The 18,186-nt window shown below is 62.8% G+C and carries 17 protein-coding genes and 1 pseudogene; 6 read left to right on the top strand and 12 right to left on the bottom strand.

Annotation, left to right across the window (positions count from 1 at the left end; genetic code table 11):
- Position 1: 1 nt before the first annotated feature.
- The 3 genes from LPJGGPFB_RS28905 to LPJGGPFB_RS28895 are packed head-to-tail and all read left to right on the top strand — an operon-like array spanning position 2 to position 2,440.
- Positions 2-721: an ABC transporter ATP-binding protein gene (locus LPJGGPFB_RS28905; protein WP_173423363.1), complete on the top strand. Its 720-nt coding sequence runs from the start codon at positions 2-4 to the stop codon at positions 719-721.
- Between the two features lie 29 nt (positions 722-750).
- Positions 751-1,467 carry an SDR family NAD(P)-dependent oxidoreductase gene (locus LPJGGPFB_RS28900; protein WP_173423362.1) on the top strand — a complete coding sequence of 239 codons (717 nt, stop codon included), beginning with the start codon at positions 751-753 and terminating at the stop codon, positions 1,465-1,467.
- 10 nt (positions 1,468-1,477) lie between these two features.
- Positions 1,478-2,440: an AraC family transcriptional regulator gene (locus LPJGGPFB_RS28895; RefSeq protein ID WP_173423361.1), complete on the top strand. Its 963-nt coding sequence runs from the start codon at positions 1,478-1,480 to the stop codon at positions 2,438-2,440.
- 19 nt (positions 2,441-2,459) lie between these two features.
- On the opposite strand, the gene LPJGGPFB_RS28890 is transcribed toward LPJGGPFB_RS28895, so the two are convergent.
- From LPJGGPFB_RS28890 to LPJGGPFB_RS28880, 3 genes are read right to left on the bottom strand one after another with little or no spacing between them, the layout of a single operon-like run.
- The gene (locus LPJGGPFB_RS28890; RefSeq protein WP_173423360.1) at positions 2,460-2,849 is read right to left on the bottom strand and encodes a nuclear transport factor 2 family protein; all 390 of its coding nucleotides are present in this window, start codon (positions 2,847-2,849) and stop codon (positions 2,460-2,462) included.
- Between the two features lie 11 nt (positions 2,850-2,860).
- On the bottom strand, positions 2,861-3,640 hold the full coding sequence (locus tag LPJGGPFB_RS28885) for a MoaF C-terminal domain-containing protein (RefSeq protein ID WP_173423359.1): 780 nt from the start codon (positions 3,638-3,640) through the stop codon (positions 2,861-2,863).
- A gap of 14 nt (positions 3,641-3,654) precedes the next feature.
- Positions 3,655-4,443, bottom strand: a complete 789-nt coding sequence (locus LPJGGPFB_RS28880) for an SDR family NAD(P)-dependent oxidoreductase (protein ID WP_173423358.1) — start codon at positions 4,441-4,443, stop codon at positions 3,655-3,657.
- A gap of 345 nt (positions 4,444-4,788) precedes the next feature.
- On the opposite strand from LPJGGPFB_RS28880, the gene LPJGGPFB_RS28875 reads away from it, so the two are divergent.
- Together LPJGGPFB_RS28875 and LPJGGPFB_RS28870 are read left to right on the top strand one after the other, a co-directional pair.
- Positions 4,789-5,226, top strand: coding sequence for a hypothetical protein (locus tag LPJGGPFB_RS28875; RefSeq protein ID WP_173423357.1), 438 nt, complete (start codon positions 4,789-4,791; stop codon positions 5,224-5,226).
- A 148-nt stretch (positions 5,227-5,374) separates the two neighbouring features.
- Complete coding sequence (locus LPJGGPFB_RS28870) at positions 5,375-5,935, top strand: type 1 glutamine amidotransferase domain-containing protein (protein ID WP_173423356.1); 561 nt, start codon at positions 5,375-5,377, stop codon at positions 5,933-5,935.
- Positions 5,936-6,033: 98 nt separating this feature from the next.
- Here LPJGGPFB_RS28870 and LPJGGPFB_RS28865 read toward each other — a convergent pair whose 3' ends face one another.
- The 5 genes and pseudogenes from LPJGGPFB_RS28865 to LPJGGPFB_RS28845 all read right to left on the bottom strand — a co-directional run bounded on the left by LPJGGPFB_RS28865 (position 6,034) and on the right by LPJGGPFB_RS28845 (position 11,470).
- On the bottom strand, positions 6,034-7,041 hold the full coding sequence (locus tag LPJGGPFB_RS28865; RefSeq protein ID WP_173423355.1) for an alpha/beta hydrolase: 1,008 nt from the start codon (positions 7,039-7,041) through the stop codon (positions 6,034-6,036).
- 143 nt (positions 7,042-7,184) lie between these two features.
- Positions 7,185-7,991, bottom strand: a complete 807-nt coding sequence (locus LPJGGPFB_RS28860) for an alpha/beta fold hydrolase (RefSeq protein ID WP_173423354.1) — start codon at positions 7,989-7,991, stop codon at positions 7,185-7,187.
- A 180-nt stretch (positions 7,992-8,171) separates the two neighbouring features.
- Positions 8,172-9,687 (bottom strand): annotated as a pseudogene (locus LPJGGPFB_RS28855) (flotillin family protein).
- Positions 9,684-10,331 (bottom strand): OB-fold-containig protein, encoded by a 648-nt coding sequence (locus tag LPJGGPFB_RS28850; RefSeq protein ID WP_173423353.1) that lies wholly within the window; start codon positions 10,329-10,331, stop codon positions 9,684-9,686. The pseudogene LPJGGPFB_RS28855 and the gene LPJGGPFB_RS28850 overlap by 4 nt, the downstream one beginning before the upstream one ends.
- A 5-nt stretch (positions 10,332-10,336) precedes the next feature.
- Positions 10,337-11,470, bottom strand: coding sequence for a PspA/IM30 family protein (locus LPJGGPFB_RS28845; protein WP_173423352.1), 1,134 nt, complete (start codon positions 11,468-11,470; stop codon positions 10,337-10,339).
- 257 nt (positions 11,471-11,727) lie between these two features.
- On the opposite strand from LPJGGPFB_RS28845, the gene LPJGGPFB_RS28840 reads away from it, so the two are divergent.
- Complete coding sequence (locus LPJGGPFB_RS28840; protein ID WP_173423351.1) at positions 11,728-13,197, top strand: sensor domain-containing diguanylate cyclase; 1,470 nt, start codon at positions 11,728-11,730, stop codon at positions 13,195-13,197.
- A 259-nt stretch (positions 13,198-13,456) separates the two neighbouring features.
- On the opposite strand, the gene LPJGGPFB_RS28835 is transcribed toward LPJGGPFB_RS28840, so the two are convergent.
- The 4 genes from LPJGGPFB_RS28835 to LPJGGPFB_RS28820 are packed head-to-tail and all read right to left on the bottom strand — an operon-like array spanning position 13,457 to position 18,092.
- On the bottom strand, positions 13,457-13,702 hold the full coding sequence (locus LPJGGPFB_RS28835; RefSeq protein WP_234903113.1) for a hypothetical protein: 246 nt from the start codon (positions 13,700-13,702) through the stop codon (positions 13,457-13,459).
- 10 nt (positions 13,703-13,712) lie between these two features.
- Positions 13,713-14,933, bottom strand: coding sequence for an aminomethyl transferase family protein (locus LPJGGPFB_RS28830; protein ID WP_173423349.1), 1,221 nt, complete (start codon positions 14,931-14,933; stop codon positions 13,713-13,715).
- Positions 14,930-16,486, bottom strand: coding sequence for a phytoene desaturase family protein (locus tag LPJGGPFB_RS28825; protein WP_173423348.1), 1,557 nt, complete (start codon positions 16,484-16,486; stop codon positions 14,930-14,932). The genes LPJGGPFB_RS28830 and LPJGGPFB_RS28825 overlap by 4 nt, the downstream gene beginning before the upstream one ends.
- Positions 16,473-18,092: a phytoene desaturase family protein gene (locus tag LPJGGPFB_RS28820; protein WP_173423347.1), complete on the bottom strand. Its 1,620-nt coding sequence runs from the start codon at positions 18,090-18,092 to the stop codon at positions 16,473-16,475. The genes LPJGGPFB_RS28825 and LPJGGPFB_RS28820 overlap by 14 nt, the downstream gene beginning before the upstream one ends.
- Positions 18,093-18,186: the final 94 nt, after the last annotated feature.

Raw genomic sequence — 18,186 nt, 5'->3', positions numbered from 1 at the left:
CATGGCTGAGGTATCTTGCGTTGAGGTCGAGCGCCTTGTGGTCGAGCGTGGCGGCAAACGCGTCATTCACGATGTCTCGTTCACGATCCGGGCAGGCGAGATCAGCACGCTTCTTGGCGCCAACGGCGCTGGCAAATCGAGCGTCGTCATGGCGCTTGCCGGTGTGCTGCCCCTGGCCGGTGGAGCCATGCGACTTGACGACAGGCCGCTCGACGGCCTGTCGCCCGATCGCATCCGGCGCGCCGGAATTGCGCTTGTGCCCGAAGGGCATCGCGTGCTCGGACAGCTGACGGTGGAAGACAATATCCTCGTTGCGGCTTTGGACGGGTCGCGCAGCGCCCGGGCCGACGGCCTCGAAGCGGTCTACGGCATCTTTCCCGAACTCGCCGAGCGTCGCACGCAGTTGGCGTCCGATCTTTCCGGCGGCCAGAAGCAGATGGTGGCGATGGCACAGGCGTTTATCGCCAGGCCACGTTTCATGATCGTCGACGAGCTTTCGCTCGGGCTGGCGCCTGCGGTTGTCAAGCGCCTCGCGGAGGCCTTGAAGCTTGCGGCGAAGGGGGGCATCGGCGTGTTGCTGATCGAACAATTCGCCAACCTGGCACTCGATCTTGCGGCGCATGCGCTGGTGCTCGAGCGCGGGCGGCTGGTTTATGACGGGTCGTCTGCGGCGCTGAGGGCCCAACCCGAAATTCTGCACGGCGCCTATCTCGCGAGCTGATCTCGACACACCGATCTCAAGGAACAGACATGACTTTCGCGAGCGAACTCTTTGCCGGCCAAACCGTCGTCATCCCGGGCGGCACTTCGGGCATCGGCGCCGCCACGGCCCTCCGTTTCGCCGGACTCGGCGCCTGCGTGATCACCTGTGGGCTGGGCGCATCCGGCGGACCGCATCACGTGCAGATCGACAACAGAGAGGTCGACGTGCTGCGCCCTGGGTCGCTCGAAGGCTTCTTCTCAAACCTGGATCGGATCGATGTCCTGGTGAATTGCACCGGCGTCAGTCGCGATCGTCAGGAATGGCGCAAGGACAAGTTCGATGAAGTGATTGCGATCAATCTCACCTCCGTCATGGATTGTTGCCGTTTGGCGCGCGACCGAATGAAGTCAGGATCTTCCATCGTCAATATCGCATCGATGTATTCGACGTTCGGGGCGGCCGACCGGCCGGGATACTCGGCGAGCAAAGGTGCAATTGTTCAGCTGACCAAGTCGCTGGCTCAGGCGTATGCGGCGACCGACATTCGCGTCAATGCCGTGGCGCCGGGCTGGATCGTCACCCCGCTCAGTCGGGCATTGTTTGCCGACGAAGCCGTCTCTGCGCCGATCCTGAGCCGTATTCCCACCGGGCGATGGGGGGAGGCGGGTGAAGTGGCGGACGCGATCGTTTTTCTGGCATCCGAAGCGGCGCGCTATGTGACCGGCGCTTGCCTGCCGGTCGATGGCGGCTACCTGACCGCGTGAGGGAGACGTCATGGCAGCCTCCGCTCGAGGACCCCTAGAAACAGCCATAGGACACGACCTTGCAGGTGTCGCCCGCACTTTGTTCGGCAATGTTCGCCTCGACTTTGACGGCGGCAATGAGGAGAAGAGCACGCTCGTATCGGCAATGCTCGGCAACTGCCGGCTGACGCGGCTGGAGGCTGACATCCATACGGTCATCGGCGATCGTGTGGTCCATGGATCCAGCAATCCCGATGCAATCAAGCTGATCATCCAGACGCACGGCCGCTCGTCTCTGCTTCAAAGTGATCGCACCGCGGCGGTCGGCGCGGAGGCCGTCGTCATCTACGATCCGAGCCGGCCCTATGTCTTGAGCAACAGAACGCCCGTGCGGCTACTGCTTCTTCAGTTGCCGCGCCAAGCGCTTTCGCCTGCTGCAATCGCAAGGCTGAAGGAGCCCTTCGTCGCGCCGCAAGCGCATGCCGGCATGCAACGCATCCTGCTGTCGCTGATGGATTCAACGATCCGGGAGATTGCACAACTGGACGATGCGGCCCGCGCAAGCGTTGGCCAGACAATGGTCGAGCTCGTTCGAACCATGGTTGGCGGCGATCCGTCGGGCGATGCCCCGGGCGAGCATTCGCTCGGCCTGCTGCGGCGCCGAGCAAAGGACTTCATCGCCGACAACATCGCGCGACCCGACCTCGATGTCGGCGTGATCGCGCGGCGCATGGGCTGTTCGTCGCGCTATATCTATCGCGCTTTCGAGGCAGAGGGCATCACGCCGGCAGACTATATCTGGACGCTCAGGCTGGACGAAGCGGCAATACGTCTGCGTGATGCTAGGGGCTATCCGGGTGAAATATCCCAGATCGCCTTTGGCCTCGGCTTTTCATCCAGCGCGCATTTTTCGCGTGCCTTTCGCAGCCGCTATGCGCACTCGCCATCGCAATGGCGGAAAGGCCCGCTCTCACGGGAAATGCGGCCTCGCTGAACGCGAAGCCGCCTGTCGCCTAGTGCATTGCTTCAACCACTCTCAGCGTATCGGTAAACTGCTCGAAGCGCCGGATCTTGTCATCTGCGACGCCCCAGACATGCACGACCCGCGCCCGGAAGGCCTTGCCGGTTTTCCTGTTGGTTCCGGCGTAGTCGCCGACGGCGACGACATCATTGCCGGCATCGAGCAGCCGTTCCAGCGTGAAGCTGTAGCCGTCGAAATCCTTGCCAAGCGCCACGAAGACGTTTTCGAGGATCGCTTCCGGTCCCACATAGGTGCCGGCACAGGGGAACCCGTCCATCTCCGTCCAACGGCAGTCCGCAGCGATATCGCAGAGCATACCGTCGATGTCGCGCCGGTCATTGGCGTCGTAGTGCGCCTTGACGATGTCGTAGGCTGTTCGCATGTTCTCGCCTTTCACACCGGTTCCTGACCGGGCAGGTAGTAGGTCATTGATGCCTTGCGAATGAAGGCGCCGGCGGGGCTGTTTTGTATCCGGCCGTCGCCAGTGGTGCCCAGGAACTTGCCGGTCGAGCGCATGTCCTTGAAATTGTAGAAGAAGGTGGAGGCGACCGCGATCTTGAACTCGCGAAAGGTGAAGATGTACTGGTCGTCGTCGAACTTGTAGGTGGTCGTCAGGTCGACGTCGCCATGGCCGCGCTGGACGCCGACGAGGCATTGCCACGCATAACGCTGCGAAGACAGGTAGGTGTGCTCGTAGACATGGTTCGGGCTGTAGGTGAAATGCGCCCGCAGACCAACGAGGTCACGGCTCTCTACCGGTGCCGGCCCGCTCAACTCGCCACCTTCGATCCGGCCTGTCCGGAAGATCTGTGCGACCTGCGGCTCGCCGGCGAACTGGTCCTTTTCGCGGACGATGGAGTAGATTGACAGCGCCCGTCGGCTCGCAACATTGAGAACCAGCGTTTCGGCTTCCTTGGGACGGTTCTTGAAGATGATCTCGACGAAATAGGTGCTTGCGGCGACCTCGACGACGTCGACCTTGTCGGTGCCGTTTTCCTTGCCGTCCGACCAATCGACGCTGCCCTTGGCAAAAGTCAGCTCCAGCCTCCGGCCGTCGTCAAAGACGAGCGTCTGGGTCGATCCGGTCAGGGCGTCGCTCGCCGGCAGGCGATTGGTATCGATGCCATAGGCAAACTGATCGTAGGTTTTCCAGTCTTTCGGATTCTGGTTCATGTCGTCTTCTCCTCCTATTCTGCAAATGCAAGTGTGGGCAGGTCGACGGTGCCGGCACCGCCATCCACCGTCAGGACGGCGCCATTGATCATCGAGGCTTCCGCGGACGCCAGGAAGCAGACGGCATTGGCGACGTCATCGGCCGTTGCCGGCCGGCCAAGCGGCACGTCCTTGGTGACAAGCGCGTAGGCTTCCTCGATGCTCTTCAGCTTGAACTTCTCGACGATGAATTCCATCTGCTCGTCGGCCATCGCGGTCGTGACCCAGCCGGGGCAGACCGTGTTGGTGCGGACGCCGCGGCGGCCATAGTCGCGCGCCAGCGATTTTGCCAGGCCGATACAGCCGTGTTTCATGGTGACGTAGCCGGCCGCATCGGGTCCTGCGAACAATCCGGCGATCGACGCGAGAACGACGATGTTACCTTTGCTCTCGATAAGATGCGGAAGGGATTCCCGCGCGCTGACGAAGGCCGTGTTAAGGTTCAGGCGGACGGCGAGATCCCAGGTTTCATCCGACATTCCGATCGTCGGCCCGACGCCATGACCGCCGGCATTCGCGATGAGAATGTCCAATCCGCCGAACGTTTCGGCGACCCTTGCCACGGCAGCCTTCATGCTGGTGCTGTCGGCCGCATCCGCTACGACGACCGTTGCCCCGATCTCGTCGGCCACATCGCGCAGAGGCTCCGGCCGTCGGCCGACGAGCGCGACATTTCCCCCGTCCGCGCGGATGCGGCGCGCAACTGCCGCACCAATTCCGGTTCCGCCACCCGTAATCAGGGCGGTCTTGTTCTTGAAGCGCATGATGTCTCCTCTCATTGGTGAGAGGCATGATCGCCGACGCGTCCGCCGCCGTCGCGTCCAGCTGTGAAATCAGTTTTGACTGAGCGTGCACAGCTTCTGCCTGTTCTCAGAACAATCAACGGAAGAAGTGGAAAGAGGCCTTGAAATCCGGACGCGCTCAACTATCTACGCATCACTACCCGTATCGATGGCTTCCTGCAGCGGCGACAGCCGCGCGTTCGAAGCTGTCCGGGTCAAAAAAGGGCGCTCCTCGTCAAGGGTTGAGCGCCCTTTTTATTTGCGCGTCCGATGAAGGTGATGGAACAAACGCGCTTCAGGGGCATTGTGAATTAAAGGAGGCCTGCGATGTCACTCCGTCACCCCAAAACCAGCCGCTCTTCGGCGATCCTTTCAGCATCCGCTCAATGGCCCCGACATGCCGCAGCGGCGCAGGCACGCCGCGCGTGGCTGGATGTGCTCATGGGGCGACCAGAGCAGGAAGATCGCGTATCGCGCGAAGCTCAGGTGGCCGATGCGGGCGATGGCCGGATTGTCAGCTTCGGCATCGACGATGACGAAACCGAGACGACGAGCCGGCAGCCGCGCCCTCACGATTACAGTGCGGCGACATCCGTGAACCGGCCGATCGCGTTGGCGGCAACCGCCGACGTCGATGCTTCCGGCGGAGCGTTGTGGAACGCGGTCCTGGGAGGTGACACCTCGCATGGCATGCAGCGCTTCGTCAGGCTTATCGCCCTTTTCATCCTTCTTGCAGGATCGGTGTTCTGGCTGCTGACGCCGTGAGGGCGTTTGTCGACGGTTGGACCTTCAAGACGTCGTTGCTGGCTACCGGCGCATGATGCGCTTTACGGCGGCGCAAACGTGACGAGGGAACCATTCCAACTGCAGCCGGTTCTCCCTGCTTGCTCACAAACCGGGAAAGGACTTGGCTATGCCATCGATCGACACCGCCAGAATTCTCATTCTTGCAACCGACGGCTATGAGCGTTCGGAGTTGCGGGTGCCGCGCGACGAACTGTCGAAGCGCGGCGCCACAGTGACCATAGCATCGCCGGAAAAACGTGCCATCAAGGGCTGGGACAAGGGCGATTGGAGCGACACCGTCGATGTCGACCTCACGGCGAAGGACGTGTTTGTTCGCGACTTCGATGCGCTTGTACTGCCCGGTGGCCAGATCAATCCCGATATCCTGCGGAAGGATGCTGACGCCATGCGGGTCGTCACCGATTTCGTGCAATCGGGCAAGGTGGTGGCGGCGATCTGCCATGCGCCCTGGCTGCTGGTGGAGGCCGACGCATTGAAAGGGCGCAAGGCAACCTCCTATGCCTCGATCCGCAAGGATGTCGAGAATGCCGGCGCACAGTGGGTTGATGCCAAGGTCGTCAATGACCACGGCATCATCACCTCCCGCTCTCCCGACGATCTCGACGCCTTCGTTGCCAAGATCGTCGAGGAGATCGAAGAGGGACGCCACGACCGGCGTGCGGCCTGAGATTGGAGCAGAGGGATGACTTCATCAAGCATCCCTCATTGCCATCTGGCAAGACATCACGACCGGCAACGCCTGCCGGTCGTGCCCCCTGGTCCTTGCTACTGCAGCGCCTTGGCGAGGAAGGGCAGGCTGACATCCATGCGGTAATCGACCGAATTGTGGTTGTCCTCGAACTCTTCATAGGTATGTTCGACGCCGAGTTCCTTCAGCGTCCGGTGGATGCGGCGATTGCCGTAAAGCAGGTTGTACTGATCCACGGTGCCGCAATCCATGTAGAAGGCCTTGAGCTTGGCGATGTTGTGACCATGGGTTTTCGCCAGCTCGACGGGATCGCAGGCCATCCAGTTTTTCCACCGATCCTTTATCAACTCGCAGGTTTCCAGATCGACCGGAAGCCGCAGCCCCTTGAAAACGTCAAGGTCGGGATCAGGGTCGTAGCTCGCCGCCTGGGCAAGAACGAGCAGGACGGGAATGTCCTCGTCGGCATGCTTCTGCCGCTTCTCGTAGGCCCGAAACCAGTTTTCGATCGACAGACCATGCCGCGCGAGAGCGCGCAAAACCATGGGGAAATCGGCCGCCATCAGATCGAAGCCTGCGTCACCCGAATGGCTTGCGGCTCCAGCCCAGATGTCCGGCCGCCGGAAGGCATGCGAGAAGGCGCCGTAACCACCCGAGCTCTTGCCGAAAACGCCGCGGCGCCCGGTGCCGCCACAATCGAAGCGGGCCTCCACTGCCGGAAGCATCTCATCGATGAGGAAATCTTCCCAGCGACCGACGACCGAGCTGTTGACATATTGGTTGCCGCCCAGCGAGGTGAAACAATCGGGAAAGGCGACGGCCACCGGCGGCATCTCACCTGTCGCAATCAGCCGGTCGAGGCGCTCCGGCACGTTCTCGAAGAAGGGCTTCCATGCCGTGTGCAGGGGCCCGCCCGCCGTGAACCCGACGAGATCGACGAGCAGCGGCAGGCCGGTACCGTCGTGGTTTGCGGGGACATAGACATCGACGTGGCGCCGTGTCGGGTCCCCGAGCCTGTTGCTTTTGAGAACATCGCTGTCGATGCTGAGACGGGAAACCGTACCCCTGGGGTAATCGGACTTCTGCATTTTTTCCTCCTGATCGCCCATCGGTTGTATCGCACGTAACCGACACCGGCCACCGGTTTCGGTGGTTTGAGGACGTGCTTTCCGAAAACCGGGTCGGAAATCAACAGCCGGCCGGCAGAGTTCTCGCGACCGAACAGCCAGCGTTAGCGCAGCACGCCGCTCAAGAAGGCGAGCACCGCATCATCGAAAACATCGGGCCTTTGCAACGGCGCAAAATGGCTGAGGCCGGGAAGGATGCTAAGGGTTGCGTCAGGCAGCGTCTCGGCGAGATATGCCATGTGCTCCTGCCTGATGAATTCGTCATGTTCGCCAAGGACGACGGCAACGGGCACGGAGATCGCCGCAAGCTCGGCTGCCGACAGGTTCGGTTGCGTGCGCTGCATTGCTTCCACCGCTGCCGAGAGCGCTTCGAAATCACCGGGTGTCGTCGAGCGTGCGGCATAATCCTTCTGGTGCTGCTGCCAGATGCGGCCGATCACAGGCGTGAACTCGAACGGCCTGGTACCCGAGTTGTCGACATTGCAGGCGAAGAAGAAAACACCGGCAACACGCTCGGGCGTTTCCTGGGCGAGGATCAGGCCGGTATCGGCGCCATCGCTCCAGCCGATGATCGCAGCCTTGTGGATCTGCAGTCGATCCATCACGGCGCGGGTGTCTGCTGCCATCAGCTGGTAGCTGTAATCACGTGCATCCCGTGTACTGCGGCCGTGGCCGCGGCTGTCGATGACGACGGCGCGGTAGCCGGCGTCGACGATTGCCGGCACCTGATAGCCCCAGTTGCCGCCGTTTCCCATGCCGCCGTGCAAGAGGATCACCGCCGGCCCGGAACCGTGGCTCGCATACCAGATGCGCGCGCCCTGGTTCTCGACAAAACCCTGCTCATCTGGCGCGGGAAGCGGCGGGATGCCGTGGCTTTCGAGATAGGTCAGATCATCGTCGCGGAAGGCCATGGGCATTTCCTTTCCCGAACCCGTGAACGCCATGAGATAAGCGACACCACGATTGCCGCAAGGGTTGCCGCGTCCCTGTCGGCTAGCTTGGTCCAGAAGGGACAGGGCGATGCGTTGACGCGAGATTGCCTGGAAACGATGGTGCCGGCCACCATGAAGTGGCCGGCGCGTTTGCGAAGCTCAGTCCCTTTCCAGTTCTTCCGGCCCTTTGCCGTTCAGATTGGCAAGCAGGGAAGAGACGGCATTGTCGCCTTCGAACCCGGCTTCCTTCATCAGGCGGTCGAGGATCGGCTTGTTGGCCTGATACGCGAGCAACTGCCCGGCAAGGCCTTCGCCCATGCCGATGCCATTGGTGCCGCCCGCACCGCCAGCGCCGCCGCGACCCAGCATGCCGCCGGTGTCGAAGATGCGAATGTCGGAGATCTTCTCGATCGGCTTGACGGCTTCGGCCAAGGCTTCGGGGATGATGCGGATGCGCTCGCGCAGGATCTCGAACTCGATGATGGCGGCGCTCAGCTTGTTGCGCGCCTCGTTGAGCAAGGCTTCGCTCTCTGCCGCCGCCTTGCCTGTCTCGAGCACGCCCTTGGCCTTGATGATGGCAGCTTCGGCCTCGGCGGTGGCAAGCGTCTTGATCGCGTCCGCCTGGTCGAGGGCCGCCTGCTTTTCGGCCTCCGCACCAACGGTCACGGCCGTTGCTTCCGTCTCGGCGTTCTTGCGGGCGTCGATGACGGCGATCTGGCGTTCGCGTTCGGCGATTTCGACGGCCTTTGCCGTGCCGACCTTTTCTTCCGCGGCGATTGCCAGTGCGCGTGCCGTTTCAGCCTTGGCCTTGGCCTCGGATTCCTCACGGCTCTTGTTGGCAACGGCAATCGCGCTTTCCTGGGCGACGATCTGCAGGTCGCGCTTGGCTTCGGTGTCGCGCTGCTGGACCGTCCGGGTTGCCTCGATGTTGGCGCTTTCGCGCACCTGCTTGGCGGCGGCCTCGCGCTCGGCGATTGCCTGTTCGGTCGCGATGCGGGCCTCTTCTTCGGCGCGCTTGGCAGCCTGTTCCTGCTGCGCCGTTTCGGCGCGGGTCGCGGCAGACTTGTTGGCGATATCGCGTTCCTGGTTCAACTCGGCTTCACGTTTGGTCCTTTCGATCGCCAGCGACTGCTGGCGGGCCTCGAGATCCTTCTGTGCAATGGCGACTTCGGTGTCGCGCACGATCTCGTTGCGCTCCTTCTTCCGGCCCTCGGTAATGCGCGTCAGCGCGGCAAGACCATGGGCGTCGAAGAAGTTGTTGGCGTTGAAGTGCTTGATGTCGGTCTGGTCAAGCCGCGTCAGCGACACGGATTCCAGTTCGAGGCCGTTCGATTGCAGGTCGGCGCCAACCGCCTCCTGCACCGCCTTGACGAAATCCATGCGCTGCTCCTGCAGCGCGTCGAGGCTCATGGTGGCAGCCACGGAGCGCAGGCCGTCGACGAACTTCGCCGCGGCGAACTTCGAGACGCAGCGTCTTCAGATTGACCCGGGCGATCGAGTGGAAGATCGGCAGGACGATTGAGCCGCCGTCGAGCACGACCTTCTGGCCGCCGAGGCCGGTGCGCACATAGGCTTCGTCGCGGCTCGATCGCGTATAGAGCGATGCGAGCACAAAGCCGATGCCGAGGATCAGGACGACGCCGATGCCGGCGGGCAGGAGAAGATCAAAGATCATTGTTGCTCCGTGGAGGTGGTGTTTAGCGTAGAGATGAGGTCTGCCGGCGCGGGAATGGCGATGAAGACATCCTTGGCGCGGTCGACGATGAGGATTTGTGTGCCGATGGTGATGGCGGGTTCACCCTTGGCTGCTTTGGCGCGCAGGTTGTGCCAGTTGCCGTGTTTGTCCGTGAGACGAACACGTCCCGGCAGGCCCTGATCGAGCGGGCCGACTGAGACTTCGGCGGTCCGGCCGACGAATTCCTTGAGGTCGACGACGTAGGTCTCGTCGCGTGGCACAATCCGCGCGACCGCGCGGCTCGACGCCCTGACCGTGGGCAGGCTCAAGAGCAGTGCGGGCACGCTTGCAACCAGAGCCGGCAGCGGCAGCCAGACGCTGTGGGCGATACTCTGGATGACGAACCCGGTCATCGAGAACAGAGCCAGCAGCAGCATGATGAAGATCAGGATCGGGACGCCGCCGACATTCAGCCAGGAGAGCAGCCCCGCCAGAGCGTTGTGCTCGTCCAGCCCGGCCTTGTCGATCACCTCGCCGAGCGAGAAGCCGACGAGCAGGCACAGCATCTCGATCGCGGTCAAGGCCGCAAGCATGATGGCGGCAATGGCAAAGGGCAGGCATTCAGGAGCGAAGAAAAGCTCCATCGGCGTTAGTCCTTTCCGGCCTTGAATTTCGCCAGCCGCGCTTCGATCGCCTGTTCACGGTGCAGCCGGTCGAGCTCATCGAGTTCGGCGCTTGTGGCATTGTTGCCGGCGGGAACGCCGGTAACGCGGGAGACGGCGGCGGCAGCCCGGGCCGCACCATCGGCCGGATTGGCGCGTGCACGGGCCGTTGCCGGCTCATCCGGGTATTGCGCCAGGCTCCGCTTCAGGTCGACAAGTCTCGCTTCGGCCTCGCGGCGTGTTGCAAGCACGGCCTGCAGCGCCTGCTGGCCTTCGTCAAGGTAGCTGCGGGCATCGGCTAGCGCCTTGTCGAGAGCGGAAACCTGCGATTCCAGATCGATCTGGCGGGCGACACCGGCCTTGGCGAGATCATCGCGACCGGCGGATACCGCCGTCAGGATCTTTTCTTCGAGCATAGTCAGGTCGGACGCGATTTCTTCACGTCGGCTCTGGATGCGGTACTCCTCGGCGCGCGCTTTGCCGATGTCGGCTTTCGCTTCTTCGGCCGCGGCATCGATTTCGCGCAATGCTTGTTCGACGACGGCCACCTTGTTGGTGCCTTCCGCCTTGTCGACGGCGGCGTTGGCAAGACCGGCGATCAGCCGCCCCATGCGCGAAAGAATGCCTTCGTTCATCATCATGTCTTCCTCCGTTCGATCCGTGTGCGGCGTGACGCCGATGTGAATTTCATAGCCGCCGGCATCGGCGACGAGCTCGGCCGAAAAAATGTTGGGCGTACCGCGTGAGTAGCCCGCCACATCAAAGGGGATGGCGACGCGGCCGCGCACCGTTGCGACGGTGAGGGCGGCCGGGCCCTTGATCGCAAACAATTTTTCGTCTAGCGGCAGCCGCAGGGGCTCGCTCGGCCGCCCGCGGTTCGACGCGAAATCGCGCAGGCCCAGCGTCACGAAACGGGCGGGCAGGCCGGTCCGATCCCTGACGGTCTCGTAGGCAAGCTCGTGCAGGGTCACGAGATTGGCCCCGCCTTTTTCCACCGTCAGCTCATCGAGCAGCGCAAGCATCTTCGCATAGGCGGCAAATGTCTCCTCCAGCGCGTGCCGGGCCTCGCCGTCCGGCACCAGGCGATAGCGGAGGGTTGCCGTGTGGGTCGTCTGTATCATGGATCTGATGTAAAGCACCGATTTGGTGCTTTCAAGATAATGTTGACCACAGGTTGCAAATATTTCCACCAGTTGGTGTGTCGCGGTCGGCCGTGCAAGCGATCGTCCCATCGCCCGTCTCGTGGGCGCTGGCGTGTCACCTGCCGTGATTGCGATCCGCTGTTGAGGATTTACGTATCGTTACTTAAAGAGGGTTAGGTTGCCCAAAGGCGCCGCGCCTTGCATGCCCTCTCTCCGCCAACCGAGATGGAACAATAATGACAGGTTCTTCCGACACCAACATTTTTGATCTGGCGCCGATCGCGATGTGGATCGAGGATTTCAGTGGGGTCAAGGCGCAGTTCGATCGCTGGCGGGCCGAGGGTGTGGTGGATCTCCGTGCCTATCTTAGAGAGGATCTGACGCGTGTCGCCGCGTGCTCCGGCCAAATTCGTGTTCTCCAGGTCAACCGCCGGACACTGGAACTGTTCGAAGCGCGCGATCTCGATCATCTCCAGGCGAACCTTTCGAAAGTCTTTCGCGACGACATGCTCGAAAGCCATGTCAACGAGCTTGCCGAATTGTGGGAGGGCAAGACCGAGTTCAGCAGCAGTGCCGTCAACTACACGCTGACGGGACGCCGGCTCGACATCCAGCTGCGCGGCTCGGTACTGCCGGGATACGAGGATACGCTGGGGCGGCTGCTTCTGACGACGGAAGACGTGACCGCGCGCGAAGAGGCCCGGCGCAACGAACGGGCCAACCGACAGTATGCGGAAGGTATCTTCGAGCATTCGCCCGTGTCGCTGTGGGTCGAGGACTTCAGCCGCATCAAGCTGCTGCTCGAGGATGTCCGTGAACGCGGCATCGTCGATTTCCGCGTCTTCACCGACGTTCATCCGGAATTCGTGCGCCAATGCATGAGTGAGATCCGGGTCATCGACATCAACCAGGCGACGCTCGACCTGTTTTGTGCACCGGACCGGAACACCCTGCTACAGCATCTCGGCGACATCTTCCGCAACGAGATGGAGAAGCATTTCAAGGAGCAGCTGATCGAGCTGTGGAACGGCAATCTTCTGCATCACCGCGAGGTGGTGAACTATGCGCTCGATGGGTCGGAGCGCCACGTCCTGCTGCAATTCTCCGTGCTTCCCGGCCATGAAGGCGACTGGTCGCTGGTCCAGGTGGCGTTGACCGATATCACCGCGCGCAAGAAGGCGGAGGCCTATCTCGAATATCTCGGCAAGCACGACGTGCTGACGAAGCTGCATAACCGCGCCTTCTACTCCGACGAGCTGAACCGGCTGGAGCGCAAGTCGTTGCGCCCGGTTTCGGCCATCGTCGTCGACCTTGATGGTCTCAAGGCGGCGAATGACCAGCTTGGGCACGATGCCGGCGATGCCCTCCTGCGCCGTCTCGGCGAAGTGCTGAACGGCGCGGTGTCGCAGCCCAACCATGCCGCCCGCATCGGCGGCGACGAATTTGCCATCCTGATGCCAGGCGCCGACCGCCAGGCGGTGGCGACCATGGTCGAGACCATCAGTGAATTGTTGAAGATCAACAACCAGTTCTATTCCAACGCGCCTCTCAGCATATCGCTCGGCGTTGCGACCAGCGAGACCGGGGAAACCATGGAAGCCTTGGTCAAGCGCGCGGACCTCAGCATGTACGAGCAGAAGCGGGCACGCTACGCTGCGCAGGAGAGCCGCAACGCTCAAGGCGGCAAGGCCGCCTCGGCGGCGTAGGCGCGGCGTGGTCGATGCCCGGCGCAATCCGCGCGGGCAGGCGGCCCATCGCCCAGAACGTGCCGGCGGTGGACCGAACGCCGGCTTTTGCGACATGGCAAGGATCGGTCCGTTGATCCAAGTGATTCAAGGCGGCGGCGCCTTCACGGCCAGGCGCTCCATCACTGCCCGGCGGCCAGCAACATGTCCAGCGCCCCGATTGCGCCGCCAGCCTGCGATGCTGTCGCGCGATACCTGGCGCACCAGGCAAGCAGCCGCCTCACGGCCGGTCCGGTTCCGCCTCCATCCTCGAAATCCAGTCGGCCCCGAGGTGATGGCTCTTAAGCACGGAAACGGGATCCTCGGCGTCCAGCCGCGAGCAGATGCGATAGATCTCCAGCGTTTCCGCATTCATCTGGCCGCGCTGGTAGAAGAACATGGCAGCCGCATAGCGCGTGCGTCCGGACCATTCGATGCCGGGCGGAGTTCGGATCAGCGCCCAATGACGCCTCGTTTCGTCGTCCATCATGACACCCCTAGAAACGTCCCGGGGGCGTCGCCGAGCGGCGGTCGAGCTTGACGAACGGCCGTGACACCACGCGGACGCGCTTCATCAGCTTCTGATACTGAAGTTCTCGCATGGCGTAGATCTCGACCCAGAGATTGTCCGTGACGCTCGCGCCGAAGGGGCGGGAAAGCGTGGCGATTGCGATGTTGCGCTTGGCGAGCGGAGACCAGATGGCGGCCGTCACCAGACCCACTTCCTTCTTGCCGCGATGATAGACGATGGCGCCTTCGGCGGGAATGTTGCCCTCGATCTCGAGGCCGACCAGTACATGTTTCAGCGTGCCTTTCGTCCGTGCCCTCAGGATCGCGTCGCGACCGTTGAAATAGGGCTTTTGCGGATCGACGAGCCAGTCGAGGCCGATCTCGTCGGGCAAACGTTCACGGTCGGCGCGAAGGGCAGCATCGGCGGTGATGAAATCGGCATTGGCGACGATGAACCCCGCCTCGATGCGGGCGCGGTTGAGCGCATCGTAGCCGATCGCCTTCAGGCCGAAACCGCTGCCCGCCGTCCAGAGACGATCCCAGAGGCTGAGCGCCGCCTTCGCCGGGGCGAAGAGCTCGTAGCCGAGGTCGCCGGTAAAGCCGGTGCGCGAGATCGTTACGCTGCCGTCGGCATGCGCAAACTCCGCCAGCTGAAACGGCTTCAGCGTCTCGACGCCAGCAAAGCCGGCGGCTTCGAGCACTGCAAAGGCGGTCGGTCCCTGCAGCGCGACGGCGGCGATCTCTGCAGTCTCCTCGCTGATTTCGACCGAGAACCCGCCGGCGCTGTCGAGCAGCCAGGGCAAATGCCGCTCCTGGCAGCAGAGGCGGAAATCGTCGGTCGCCAGCCGGAAGAGCGTACCATCGTCGAGCACGTGCCCGTGGTCGTCGCACCAGGCGGTATAATGGACCCGCCCGACGCCGAGCTTGGCGACATCGCGCACCGTGAGGCGGTTCAGGTAGCGCGCGGCATCGCTGCCGCGAATGCGGTACTTCACCATGGGAGAAATATCGAAAAGGGCCGATGTCGAGCGGATGGCGAAATATTCGAGTTCGGTGTCGAAGATCGAATGCGGCGCCTTGTAGCCCGCCCAGCTGTACCAGTCGTTGGTCTCGCTGAGCGCGGCCAGCTGGTCGTGAAAAGGCGTTTCGAGACGCGGCGTCAGGATGTGCCCCTGTTCAGCGCGGTTGAAGGCGGTGAGGTGCATCATGCGCGTTTCTCCGAAAGGATCTGGCGGGCAGCGAGCAGGCCGGGCAGGCCGGAGATGCCGCCACCCGGATGCGAGCCAGCGCTTGCGAGGTAAAGGCCTTCGAGCGGCGTCGCGTAGCCGGCGGCTGCATTGACCGGGCGGTTGATCAGGAGCTGGTCGGCCTGGAGTTCCCCGTGGTGCCAGTGCCCGCCCGGCAGGTTGTAGCGTTCTTCCATGTCGGCAGGTGTCAGGAAATGCGTGGCGACGATACTGGCGCCAAATCCCGGGCAATAGCGTTCGAGCGTTTCGAGCACGATCTTCAGGAAGGCGGGCTTGCCCTTTTCCCAACCATCCGCAAGCGCATAGGGCGCAAACTCGACCAGCGCCGAAAGTGTGCAGGCGCCGTCGGGCGCAAGCGTGGGATCGGTCAGGCTCGGAAGCGTTATCTCCATCACCGGATCGGTCGAGAACTGGCCATACTTCGCCGGGTTGAATGCCTGCTCTACGTGATCGATCGATCGGGCGATCACCAGCCTGCCGGCAAGATCGGCGCGCGCCACACCCGGGAAATCGGGGACACGGTCGAGCGCCAGGTCGAGCTTGGCGACATTGCCCCTGGTGCGGATGTTGCCGATGGCGCGGCGGAAGCCGGTGCCGATCTCGGCGGCATCGGTCAGGGCCATGAACGTCGCCTGCGGATGGATGGCGGAGATGATGGCCGGGGCGGTCAGCGTTTCGCCCGTCGACAGCATGATCCCGGTCGCGCGGCCGCGATCGGCGACGATCTTCTCGACGTGCGTGCCGGTCCGGATCGCAACGCCCGCCTTGGTTGCCGCCGCATCGAAGAGGGCGGCGATCGATTGGCCATTGCCCTTCGCCACGACCTGCGCGCCGGTAGCGCCAGCCACTTCGCCGGTCAGGCGATAATAGAGACCAAGCAGCGACGTCGGCGATCGCGGTCCTAGATGAATGCCGAGCGTCGCATCGAAGGCGGCAAGGCCCTTCAGCCGGTCGTCGGTCAGATATTCATCGGCGACATCGGCGACGTTCATCAACAGCATGCGCAGGAAATCCCGGCCCTCTTCGCGGCCCTTGCTCAGGAGATGAAGACCGGCGGTGGCGAAGGACTTGAGATCGTCGAAGGCGATCTCGCCCACTTCGGGCGGGCGACGCTTGAGGAAGCGTTTGAAGATGCCCGCCTGGAACAGGAGCTTGCCGCGAAAATCGGCAAAACGCGCCGCCTCCTCCCGAGAGGCCCCGTCGATCGTTTCACCATAGGCGCCACGCAGCACGGCGTGCACACCCGTCGGCGATAGCGCAACGGTCGGGGCGGTCACGTGCGTTGTCGAATGATCAATTTCGAGCGCGGACAACACATCTGCGTCGAGGCGATTGATGATGTGCGCAAGGCCAGGGCTGACGAAGCCTGGATGAAACTCGAAGCTGCGGGCAGCACCGCCGAGCGCGTCGTCCGCTTCGATCACCACGACCTTGCGCCCGGACCGGGCAAGGAGGGTGGCGGCGGTCAGGCCGTTGTGGCCGCCGCCGATGACAATGGCATCAAATGACGTCATGGGCCGAACTCATGTGCGAGGGAGCGTGCCTGAGATCGCGCAGGATCTCGGCGGCGGCGTTGCGGCCGGGGGCGCCCATGACGCCGCCGCCGGGATGGGTCGAGGAGCCGCAGATGTAGAGACCGCGGACCGGGCTTCGATATTGTGCGTATCCGGGGACCGGCCGGTTGAACAGCAACTGGTCGAAGGTCAGTTCGCCCTGGAAGATGTTGCCTTCGGTGAGGCCGACTTCCTGCTCTATCTCGCGCGGCGTGCGCACCTCCATGTGCAGGATGCGTTCGCGGAAGCCGGGCGAATAGTCGGAGATCTGCTTGATCACCGTCTCAGCGAAGGCGTCACGGTCGGCATCGGTCCAGTCGTTGCCTTCGACCTTCGGTGGACAGTATTGCACGAAGCAGGAGACGAAGTGCTTGCCGGGCGGGGCCATCGTCGGGTCGAGCGTCGTCGGGATCATCATGTCGACGAAGGGATCGGCCGACCAGCGCCCGGCCTTCCAGTCGTCATAGCCCTTTTCCATGCGTTCGATCGTGTCTGTGAAGTGCAGGTCGCCGCGAATGCAGGAGGAGCCAGATGGCAAGGCCGGAAACTCCGGCAGGCTGTCGAGGGCGATGTTGAGCTTGCCCGAGGAGCCGCGCATCTTGAAGTGGCGGACACGGTGGACGAAACGCTCCGGCAGCGCGCTCTCGTCGACGAGCTTCAGGAAGGTACGCTTGACGTCGGCATTGGAGACGACAAGCTTGCCGAGGACTTCTTCGCCGTCGGCAAGCACCGCCCCTGTCGCCTTGCCGCGATGGGTCATGATCTTGGCGACATCGGCGCCGGTGCGGATTGTGCCGCCCGATGCCTTGAAGGAGGAGGCGAGGGCCGACGTCACCGCGCCCATGCCGCCGCGGGCATAGCCCCAGGCGCCAACCGACCCGTCGACTTCGCCCATATAGTGATGCAACAGCACATAGGCCGTTCCCGGCGACATCGGCCCAAGCGCCGTTCCGATGATGCCCGAGAGCGCCAGATAGGCCTTCACCACGTCGGTCTCGAAATACTCGTCGAGGAAGTCCGCGATCGACATGGTCCAGAAGCGCAAGGTTGCGGCCATCTCTGCGGGAGAGAAGTCACCAAACTTCTTTGCGAGATAGAGCATCTCCTGAAGGTCGCGCGGTTTGAAGCTGAACGGATCCGGTGCCGTGCGCATCAGCAGCGGCTGGATGAACCGGCATTGGCGCGTCACATCCCGTGCATAGCGATCATAGGCTTCGGCATCGCGCTTGGAAAAGCGGGCGAACTCGCGGCGGTGGGAGTCATGATCGCGATAGGAGGCGAGGTAGTCGCCATCCCGCGTAAAGACCGCGCCGCCTTCGTAGGAGATGACCTGCAGCCCGTGCTTGGGCAGCTCGAGGTCGCGCATGATCTCGGGCCGGAACAAAGAGCAGACGTAAGAACAGTTCGAATAGAGAAAGCCGGGGGTCAGCTCCCGGCTGGTGGCGGCGCCGCCGACCCAGGCGTTCTTCTCAAGGACGATCACATCCAGTCCCGCCCGCTGGAGATAGCAGGCCGTTACCAGCCCGTTATGGCCGCCTCCGATCATCACCACGTCGTATTTTTTCATGTGGCTCCCCTTGTCGTTGATGAAAAAATGACATGGAAAGCAGAATGTTGTCCATATATTTTGAATGAGTGTTCAGCAAATATGTTGCAATCCT

Source organism: Ensifer adhaerens (assembly GCF_013283195.1).
GTDB classification, from domain to species: domain Bacteria; phylum Pseudomonadota; class Alphaproteobacteria; order Rhizobiales; family Rhizobiaceae; genus Ensifer; species Ensifer adhaerens_G.
The sequence above is the reverse complement of the archived record's forward strand: the minus strand, read 5'-3'. Positions and strand labels throughout refer to the sequence as shown.